Annotated in this window: 10 protein-coding genes; 4 read left to right on the forward strand and 6 right to left on the reverse strand. The window is 59.1% G+C overall.

Annotation, left to right across the window (positions count from 1 at the left end; genetic code table 11):
* Positions 1-29 precede the first annotated feature (29 nt).
* Complete coding sequence (locus NPS47_RS24825; RefSeq protein ID WP_274297369.1) at positions 30-587, reverse strand: cysteine hydrolase family protein; 558 nt, start codon at positions 585-587, stop codon at positions 30-32.
* 106 nt (positions 588-693) lie between these two features.
* Between NPS47_RS24825 and NPS47_RS24830 the strand changes: the two genes are divergently transcribed.
* The gene (locus NPS47_RS24830) at positions 694-1,671 is read left to right on the forward strand and encodes a GlxA family transcriptional regulator (RefSeq protein ID WP_274297370.1); all 978 of its coding nucleotides are present in this window, start codon (positions 694-696) and stop codon (positions 1,669-1,671) included.
* 16 nt (positions 1,672-1,687) lie between these two features.
* Here the strand turns inward: NPS47_RS24830 and soxR are convergent, their stop codons facing one another.
* Entirely contained in the window at positions 1,688-2,158 is a 471-nt protein-coding gene (gene soxR / locus NPS47_RS24835) for a redox-sensitive transcriptional activator SoxR (RefSeq protein WP_274297371.1), read from the reverse strand.
* An 88-nt stretch (positions 2,159-2,246) separates the two neighbouring features.
* On the opposite strand from soxR, the gene NPS47_RS24840 reads away from it, so the two are divergent.
* Entirely contained in the window at positions 2,247-2,630 is a 384-nt protein-coding gene (locus tag NPS47_RS24840; RefSeq protein WP_274297372.1) for an antibiotic biosynthesis monooxygenase, read from the forward strand.
* Here the strand turns inward: NPS47_RS24840 and NPS47_RS24845 are convergent.
* Complete coding sequence (locus NPS47_RS24845) at positions 2,606-3,376, reverse strand: alpha/beta hydrolase family protein (protein ID WP_274297373.1); 771 nt, start codon at positions 3,374-3,376, stop codon at positions 2,606-2,608. The two genes, NPS47_RS24840 and NPS47_RS24845, sit on opposite strands and share 25 nt — an antisense overlap.
* Positions 3,363-4,472 carry a DUF3182 family protein gene (locus tag NPS47_RS24850; RefSeq protein ID WP_274297374.1) on the reverse strand — a complete coding sequence of 370 codons (1,110 nt, stop codon included), beginning with the start codon at positions 4,470-4,472 and terminating at the stop codon, positions 3,363-3,365. The genes NPS47_RS24845 and NPS47_RS24850 overlap by 14 nt, the downstream gene beginning before the upstream one ends.
* 254 nt (positions 4,473-4,726) lie before the next feature.
* Between NPS47_RS24850 and NPS47_RS24855 the strand changes: the two genes are divergently transcribed.
* Both NPS47_RS24855 and NPS47_RS24860 read left to right on the forward strand, forming a co-directional pair.
* On the forward strand, positions 4,727-5,887 hold the full coding sequence (locus NPS47_RS24855; protein ID WP_274297375.1) for a cysteine desulfurase family protein: 1,161 nt from the start codon (positions 4,727-4,729) through the stop codon (positions 5,885-5,887).
* Between the two features lie 56 nt (positions 5,888-5,943).
* A complete protein-coding gene (locus tag NPS47_RS24860) occupies positions 5,944-7,752 on the forward strand; it encodes an aminopeptidase P family protein (protein ID WP_274297376.1) in 1,809 nt (602 codons plus the stop codon).
* A 65-nt stretch (positions 7,753-7,817) separates the two neighbouring features.
* Here the strand turns inward: NPS47_RS24860 and NPS47_RS24865 are convergent, their stop codons facing one another.
* Together NPS47_RS24865 and rhtA are read right to left on the reverse strand one after the other, a co-directional pair.
* Positions 7,818-8,099 carry a hypothetical protein gene (locus tag NPS47_RS24865; protein ID WP_038612949.1) on the reverse strand — a complete coding sequence of 94 codons (282 nt, stop codon included), beginning with the start codon at positions 8,097-8,099 and terminating at the stop codon, positions 7,818-7,820.
* Positions 8,100-8,281: 182 nt separating this feature from the next.
* A complete protein-coding gene (gene rhtA / locus NPS47_RS24870) occupies positions 8,282-9,169 on the reverse strand; it encodes a threonine/homoserine exporter RhtA (protein WP_274297377.1) in 888 nt (295 codons plus the stop codon).
* Positions 9,170-9,384: the final 215 nt, after the last annotated feature.

Below are 9,384 nucleotides of genomic sequence, written 5' to 3' on the forward strand. Positions count from 1 at the left end.
GGCTTGCCTCGCGATACATTGCGATACATTCAGCGAATATTGCCGGTCAGATAGTCCTCCGTGGCAAACACCTGGGCATAGGCGAACGCCAGCGAAGCCATGTAGGCAGCATGCACCTGGGCGGCAGGCACGGTCACACCGTTGAATTCCAGGTCGCGGGAGGCGCAGGCATCATGGATTACCGTGACGGCATAGCCGAAGTCGGCGGCGGCACGGGTGAAACCGTCGATGCACATATGACTCATGCTGCCGATCACCGTTACCGCTTCGATGTTGTGCTTGTCAAGCAGTGCCTTGAGCCCAGTGTTCAGGAACGAATTGACTTTATGCTTGAGCACGACGGGCTCATTTGCCAGCGCGGCAACCTTGGGGTGGATTTGCGCACCTTCTGACCCCGGGGTGAAAAAGGGTGCATCAGCAGATTCGAACTCATGGCGCACATGGACGACCAGGTCGCCTTTGGCCCGGGTAGCGGCAAGAATCCTGGCGGCATTGTCGGCGGCACGATCGGCGCCATCCAGGGTCCATTTGCCGCCTGGGAAGTAATCATTCTGAATGTCGATGATGATCAGGGCGTGCTTGCTCATTTCAAAAGTCTCTATGGGTGAGTGGTGGTGGCCTGGTGATAGTTATAGGCTGGAGCGCTACGCTTGCAGATTGGCGCGAACGACAAATTGGCGGGAAAAACTGACAATGACAAAAAGCGGCGACGCGCTGGAAATCGGTCTGTTGGTCTACCCTGGTGCGCAGGCGGCAGCAGTGCATGGGTTAACCGATCTGTTCGCTATCGCCAATCGCCTGCGTCATGAGCTGGGGGCGCTGGACCGCCCGCAGCTACGAATCAGTCATTGGAGCGAAACCGCCGATCAGCAGCTGACTGTAGTGTTTGATAGTCATCCAGGTGACCACCATCGGCTGCGGGCAATGATCATTCCGCCGAGCCTGACTCAGGCGCCGTCCTCGGAGCTGCTCGAACGCTATCGTCAGAACCTGTGCCAGTGGCATCGCGATGGCGCCTTGCTGGTGTCGGTGTGTGTCGGTGTGTTTTTCATCGCCGCCAGCGGCCTGCTCGATGGGCGGCCAGCCACGACGCACTGGAATTTCGCGCAATCGCTGGCTGAGCGCTTTCCGGCGATAAAAGTCGAGGCCAACCTGCCATTGCTCGATGACGGTGACATCATTACTTCCGCCGGATTGATGGCCTGGACTGACCTGGGGTTGAAGCTGGTTGAGCGTTACCTGGGCGAAATCCTGGCTGCCGAGACTGCGCGTTTCCTTGCGGTAGAGCGCGTCAGTGGCAGCGCCCCCGGCAGTGTTTTCAGTCCGCGCCTGGATCATGGCGACGAAGCGGTGCTCAAGGTTCAGCACTGGTTGCAAAGCAGCGGTGCGCGGGACGTTAACCTGAAAGTCATGGCTGATTGCGCAGGGTTGGAGTCGCGTACCTTTTTGCGTCGTTTCCGCAGTGCCACGGGCCTCAAGCCGACTGAGTATTGCCAGCAGGTGCGGGTGGGGCGCGCTTGCCGGATGCTGGAGTTCACCAACCGTAGCATCGACCAGATCGCCTGGGGCGTCGGGTATCAAGACCCCGGCGCCTTTCGCAAGGTCTTCCACAAGGTCACCGGGCTTGCGCCCAGTGATTATCGGCGTCGTGTGGCAGATCGTATCGGCTGATCCTGCCATGCCGGGGCTAATCGGCCGCTTCCGGTCCGGGCTCCAGTAGCTGTGGGCCCGGTCCGTGCTCACTCAGCTGGTCATCACAATTGCGCAACGGACAACTCTGCAGCGACATGCAGCCGCAGCCAATGCAGCCATCGAGCTGGTCGCGCAGCACCAGCAATTTGTCGATACGCCGGGTCAGGTCCTGGCGCCATTGCTCGGACAACCGTTGCCAGTCCGCGACGCTCGGCGCACGCCCCACGGGTAGCGTCTGTAATGCCGCATGAATGGTCGCCAGCGGGATACCCAGACGCTGCGCCATCTTGATCACCGCCACCCGGCGCAGGGTTTCGCGGGGGTAGCGCCGTTGGTTGCCGCTGCTGCGGGTGCTGTGGATCAGGCCCTTGCTTTCGTAGAAGTGCAGGGCGGTGACCGCAACCCCGCTGCGGGCAGCCAGCTGGCCGACGGTCATGATCTTCTCGGCGGTGCAAGGTTGAGGCATGGTAATAAATCTCTTGACCTTGAGTTAACTAGAGGTTTTACCCTGCCTGCCGTCGCGTCGCAAGTTCAATGGCAGGGAGAAAATGCCGATGATGGTTTCAGAGCGCAGCTTGTGCTTTATCCAGATGATCGAATTCGAGGTGATGCCAGTGCGTCAGCATGCTCTGGCCCAAGCGCTGAACGAGCGAAGTGAAGCGCTGGTGCTACGCCATCCGGGCTTGCTTGGTGCAAGCATCCAGGCCAGTGTTGATGGCAGCCGTGTACTGCAATACCTGCAATGGCAGTCGCGCAGCGCATGGGAAGCGGCGGCGAGCAGCTTTGCACAGGAACCTTTCCTGCAATTGATTCAGCAGCATCAGGCCAAAGGTGTGAACTTCGCCGCCTTTCAGACCTTGAGCAGCTTGTCACGCAGCGCGACGGAGGGGCTGCATTGCCAACTGCCGGTAGCTCAGGAATACCAGGGCGAGTGGTGAGGGTAGTGGTCCAGGCGGGCACCGATGACCATCTCGCTGACCCAGGCGCCGAGAATCGAGCTGTAGGCTTTCTGGCTGCGGTCGCTGGACAGCGCATGATCTGCGCCGTCAACGATTCGATGGGTCAGGGAATGGGCGCTGACGAACGCTGAGCGGTAACTCATCAGGGTGCTGTGCGGGACATAATCGTCCTGCTCCGACTCGACCAGCAGCACGTCACCGGCGAATTCGGCGCATGCCCCCAGGGCGCGATTATCGGCGGGCCCCAGCGGCCGCCGGCGGTAGTCGTTCAAGCGTTGGCGGTCAAGGCCGTGCTTGGGCATTGTCCAGTCATCGTCCCAGTACAGCGCCGGAACTCTCAGGGCCAGCCACTTCACCGGTCGCAAGGCGGTCAACAGGGTCGCCAGGTATCCCCCGTAACTGCTGCCGATCACGGCAATGGCGCGGGTGTCGACGGCGGGGTGCCCGACCAGCCGATCATAGGCTGCCAGCAGATCTGCCAGGTTCTGCTCACGGGTGACCCGCAGGCGCTGGCTCTCGGTTTTTTCATGGCCGCGCAAGTCGAAGGTCATGCACACACAGCCCAGGCCGGTGATCTGCTTGGCGCGGGCCAGGTCGCGCTGCTGACTGCCGCCCCAGCCGTGAACGAAGAGCATGCCCGGCACCTTGTCGCCGGGGCTGACGATGGTCGCGGCGATCGTCTCGTCATCGACGTGGATCTCGATGGGCTCGCTATGGATGGTCATAGTCGCGCAACCGTGCATATTTGCAGATTCTTCCGAGTTCACTGTCGTCCCCCTGATAGAAAATGGTCGCATCGGCGGGCAGGTCGGGTGTGCCAAAGGCTTCATGGGTAGAGGCGCGCAGACGTGTCAGTGCAGGGTCTGCGGCAAATGCTTGCAAGGCCAGGATTTCAGCGCTGCTGGCACCCCCAATACGCCAGGATTGCTCAAGCACGCCGCTGCGTGGTTTACCCTCGCCGTTCAGACCTCGGGCGACGTCATAGTTGCGGCGTGAAGCGATAAAGCCGGGAAAGTTCTGCAGCGCCGACTGCTCATAGGTTCTGGCCTGAGTGATGGCCAGGCGCAGAGCGTCTTCAAGCCCGAGTTGCAGCAAAATGTCGTAGTCACCGCGTACCAGCACCAGGTCCGAGCCGCCGTAGATTTCTTCGCCGCTATGGTCGCGAGTCAATTGCTGGGTGCCGTAGTAGCTGCACAGGATGCCGGCCACCAGCGCCTGACCGACACTGAAGGTCTGCACCTGGGTGAGGTTCTCTTCCAGGGTAAGCCCCCAGAGCGCCAGCTCTTTCTCATCAAGGCCGGCAAGCGCTTGTTCGACCTCTGTCATCGATGTCACCACGGTTTGCCCTCTGCCTGCCGTGGCGCGAACCGGTTTGATCCGCAATGGGCCGTCACGCAACAACAGTGCGGCTGCATGCGTGGCATCCTTCAGGCTGAATGCCGTGTAGCCACGGAGCAAGGCATCACTGGCCTGACGAGCAAAGTCATCGGTCCAGCCAAGCGGATAATGGGCATTGGCAGGCAGAGGATGGGAGATGGCTTTGGTGGCCATGTAGGGCCTGGCTACCACACCACCGAACAGGTCTTGGGTCGAGGCAATGCCGATCTCCTGATAACGAGCAGGATCGATCAGAGTTTCGGTGGGTAGGTAATAGAAGTTGTCGTAGGCGGTTGGGGGCCGGGTTGGCACAACCACCTGTGTATCGAGCAACTGCGCCAGACGTTCGGCAAGCTTCAGGTGCACGCTGTGTTCGTGTTCGGGGGTGTGCTGGCGGGTATCGAGCAGCACGACGCCTTGCTTGTGGTCGGTCGAACGGGGCATGGACGAGTTCCTCGGCGGCGTCAGGTCCTCCTTGCATGGGGTGATTCCCCATGCAAGGACTGTAATGTTGTGAAGGCCTGAGCGCTCGGAAGTTCACTAGAACTGAAGAGAAATGGATTTGTGGTTATATAAATATGATTATTGATAATTTATTATTCTAATTGAGTGTGAGGCACTATAGAGTCAATGCTTGCCTGCGCATATGAAAGCAGCGTCTTCTTTACTAGGCATGGACAACCAGAGAGCCTGCAGCAATGAACAGCTTGCCGTTGTATTTCGACTACGCCGCCACGACACCTGTCGACGAGCGAGTCATCCAGGTGATGGTCGAGTGCCTTGGTGCCTCGGGCAACTTTGGCAATCCGGCATCCGGGTCGCACCGCTATGGCCAGCACGCGCGCGTGGCTGTGGAGCAGGCGCGTGTCCAGGTTGCCACGCTGGTCGGTGCAGACGCCGGGCAGATTGTCTGGACTTCGGGGGCTACCGAGTCCAACAACCTTGCGCTCAAAGGCGTTGCCCAGGGGTACCGGGCAGGCCATATCATCACCAGTCAGATTGAACACAAGGCTGTGCTCGATAGCGTTTTTCAACTGGAGCAGGCAGGTTTTGCCGTGACGCGTCTGGCCCCTGATGCCCAGGGGCTGATCAGCGCTGAGGCTGTACGTGACGCGCTGCGCGATGACACCGTGCTGGTCTCACTGATGCTGGTCAACAATGAGCTGGGCACCCTCAATGATATCGCTGCAATCGGCCAGCTTGTTCGTCAACATGGGGCGTTGCTGCATGTGGATGCTGCTCAGGGGGTAGGCAAGGTCCATATCGACTTGAGGCAGTGGCCTGTAGACCTGATGTCGTTCTCCGCCCATAAGGTCTACGGGCCCAAGGGGATCGGTGCCTTGTATGTCGGCGAGCGTGCCCGGCCGTTGCTTCAAGCGCAAATCCATGGTGGCGGACATGAGGGCGGCTTGCGTTCAGGAACGCTGGCCACCCATCAGATTGTCGGTATGGGGGCAGCTTTTGCTTTGGCGGGTGATCTGCAGGCTGAGGAAGTGCTGCGAATTGGTCGGTTGCATCGGCGCTTGCTTGAACAGCTTGGTGAAATCCCCGGACTTGAGATCAACGGTAGTCCTGTGCAGCGCATTGCCCATACCTTGAGCCTGACCTTCAAAGGCGAGAGTCCGCACTTTGCGACGCTTGCCGATAGTCTGGCGTTCTCTTCTACCTCAGCCTGCAACTCATCGAGCGATAAGCCCTCGCATGTGTTGCTGGCATTGGGGCTCACACCGCAGTTTGCGCGCCAGACCATGCGCTTGAGCCTTGGCCGCTATACCCGGGAGCAAGACGTCGATCGGGCTGCGGCGGCCATCAAAGCCTCGTTACAGTCGCAACCTTTCTGGGCGGTTGCCGGGGATTGAAGCCTGATCCATTATCTGCGGCTATAACAACGGATGCCGTGGTAGCAGGAGTCAGCATGAACACTCAGTCTTCAACGCAGGGAGCGGTGAACGCACGCCTGGCAGCGATTCGCCAGGTGATGAATCGGGAGGAGGTCGACGCCCTGCTGGTGCCGTCGGCTGATCCGCATCTTTCCGAATACCTGCCGGAGTACTGGCAAGGCCGGCAATGGTTGTCCGGCTTTCAGGGCTCGGTAGGTACTTTGATCGTTACACCAGATTTCGCAGGCCTGTGGGCTGATAGCCGATATTGGGAGCAGGCCGAGAAAGAGCTGGCCGGTAGCAGTATTCAGTTGATGAAGTTGCAGCCGGGCAAGCCGGGGCCGCTGGACTGGCTGGCCGAACAAGTACCCGAGGGCGGAGCGGTGGCGGTCGATGGTGCGGTCATGGCGCTGGCTTCGGCACGTCAGCTGGCGGAGCGCCTCACGGCCCGCAATGCACGCCTGCTCACAAAGAACGACCTGCTTGCCCAGGTTTGGAAGGATCGTCCAGCCTTGCCAGGCAACCGGGTGTACCAGCACCTGCCGCCTGAAGCGACGGTGAGTCGCGCCGAAAAACTTGGTCAACTGCGCCAGACGCTACACGAGCGTGACGCCGACTGGCACTTCATTGCCACCCTTGACGATATCGCCTGGTTGTTCAACTTGCGTGGCAGCGACGTCTCCTACAATCCGGTGTTCGTCTCTTTCGCACTGATCGGCCAGGACAAAGCGATCCTCTTTGTTGCGCTCAGCAAGCTGGATGCATCGCTGCGCCAAGTGCTCGAGGCCGATGGCATTGAAGTGCGCGACTACACGGCTATCCATGCGGCATTGGCCGCAGTTCCGGGCGGCGATAGCCTGCTGATCGATCCGGTGCGGGTTACCCAGGGATTGATTGACAGTTTGTCGACTGAAGTACGTTTGGTCGAAGGTATCAACCCCACGACCCTGGCCAAATCGCAGAAAAGTACGCAGGACCTGACCCACATCCACAATGCCATGGAGCAGGATGGTGCAGCGTTATGCGAGTTCTTTGCCTGGCTCGAGGCCGCGCTGGGGCGAGAGTCGGTTACCGAGCTGACCATCGATGAGCAGCTCAGTGCTGCCCGTGCCCGTCGCCCCGGCTTTGTGTCGTTGAGCTTTTCGACCATTGCCGCTTTCAATGCCAACGGTGCCATGCCGCACTACCGCGCGACGGAAGCCTCCCATGCACGTATCGAAGGCAATGGTTTGCTGCTGATTGACTCGGGAGGGCAGTATCTGGGCGGTACCACGGATATCACCCGTATGGTGCCAGTGGGCACACCAAGCCTTGCGCAGAAGCAGGACTGTACCCGGGTGCTCAAGGGCGTGATTGCACTGTCACGTGCACGGTTTCCGCGAGGCATTCTTTCACCGTTGCTTGATGCTATCGCCCGGGCGCCGATCTGGGCTGATCAGGTCGATTATGGCCATGGTACCGGGCATGGTGTCGGTTACTTCATGAATGTGCATGAAGGGCCACAGGTCATTGCCTACCAGGCGGCAACGGCACCGCAGACAGCGATGCAGGCCGGGATGATTACCTCAATCGAACCAGGCACCTATCGTCCAGGGCAGTGGGGGGTGCGAATCGAGAATCTGGTTTTCAACCGTGAAGTGGGGCGCAGTGACTTCGGTGACTTCCTTGAGTTCGAAACCCTGACGCTGTGCCCGATCGACACTCGCTGCCTGGTGGTGGAGCAGTTGAGCGAACAGGAGCGTAGTTGGCTCAATGGCTACCATCAACAGGTGCGAGGGCGTCTTGCACCACTGCTCGATGGGGCAGCGCTGCAATGGTTGCACGACCGCACTCAAGCGCTCTGATCCTGAGGGTATCGCTTGTAAGCACAAAGGGCAGCCATCTGGCTGCCCTTTGTGCTGAATGTTCTTTATTTGCAGATTACGATCATGCTGCGACTGGTGTATCCCGCCGGGTTGAGTCCGAAAAGGAAGTCACCAGACTCCGCGTCGTCGTCGCCAGAGCGGGCAATCACCTTGTAGCCTTTTTCGCCGCAGGCCGTGGTCGCTTTGCTATAGCACTTGTCCCAGGATGACGAGAGGCCTGAGCAACTGATATGCAGGCCTTTCTTGCCGCGCTTGACTTCAGTTTTCGCAGTCGCCGCGCATCCGGCAATGGCCAACATGGCCAGGATGAGCAAAATTCGTTTCATTCCCGTCCTTAATACGTGCCGGATCTGTCGACCGGGTCTATGTCTGTCGCTTATTCCTGATGCTTTTTGCGTCCCTGTCTTGTCAATTAGATAACACCAAGATTGACGTTCCATGACAGCTTAAAGATCGTAGATGCGCGGCACAATGACCAGTTCTGATTTAAATGCAAATATTTCTCAAATCAGTCGGCTGCAATCAGGGCCGGGCTTTCCTTGCGCATTGACAGTGTTGCCCCCACCGATGCGGCAATGATTGCCCCGATGGCCAGCCATTGCGCAACACTCAGGACTTCCCCGAGAAACAGTAATCCCGAGAGCGCGCCAAAAGCAGGTTCGATGCTCATCAGCGTGCCAAAGGTTCGGGTAGGCATACGTGTGAGCGCGACCATCTCCAGGCTGTAGGGCAGGGCGGTTGAGAGTATCGCGACGCCAAGAGCGATCGGCAGTAGCGCCGGGTTGAGCAAGGCGCTGCCCGCATGGGCGATGCCGATGGGCGCTACAAACAAGGCGGCAATCATTACGCCTAGCGCCGCCGTCTGAATGCCGTTTTCGGCACCTGCCTTTTGACCATAAAGGATGTACAGGGCCCAACATACGCCGGCACCCAGTGCATAACCAGCGCCGATCAGGTCGATTCCGCCGCCGGTTTGGCCAATGGGGATCAGCAACAATAACCCCACCACAGCCAGGCCGATCCAGAAGAAGTCCACCGCTCGCCGCGAGGCATACAGGGCCACTGCAAGCGGGCCGGTGAATTCCAGGGCTACGGCAATACCCAGTGGCACGGTGCGCAAGGACATATAGAAGAGGAGGTTCATGCCGCCGAGCGCCATGCCGTAAATGATGACTGTACGCAGGGTGCTGGCGCTCAGACTTGCACGCCAGGGGCGCAGCAACAACAGCATGATGACGCTGGCGAAGATCAGCCGCAGGGTGGTGGTGCCTTGCGCGCCAACCACAGGGAACATGCTCTTGGCCAATGAAGCACCAGATTGAATCGAAGCCATGGCGATTAGCAGCAGGCCAATGGGGAACAGCGTGGCGGCCAGGCTGCGGGGTTGGGCGTTCATTGTGGAGAGGTGTTCCTTATAGATAGGTCAGGCGCACGAGGCCGATGTCTGTGGCTTATGATGCGCAAAGCCGGAAAAATGAGCAATATAGTGCACATTATTCTTTTATATAGGCTATTCCAAATTAAAGCTTGACGCTCGATTCAAACGCTCTATAATTCGCCCCACTTCCGGCGCAGTCGGAACGGAAAACTCCTTGAGATTCAATGAGTTAG

The sequence above is a fragment of the Pseudomonas putida genome, assembly GCF_028682475.1.
In the GTDB taxonomy this organism is placed as follows: Bacteria; Pseudomonadota; Gammaproteobacteria; order Pseudomonadales; family Pseudomonadaceae; genus Aquipseudomonas; species Aquipseudomonas putida_AG.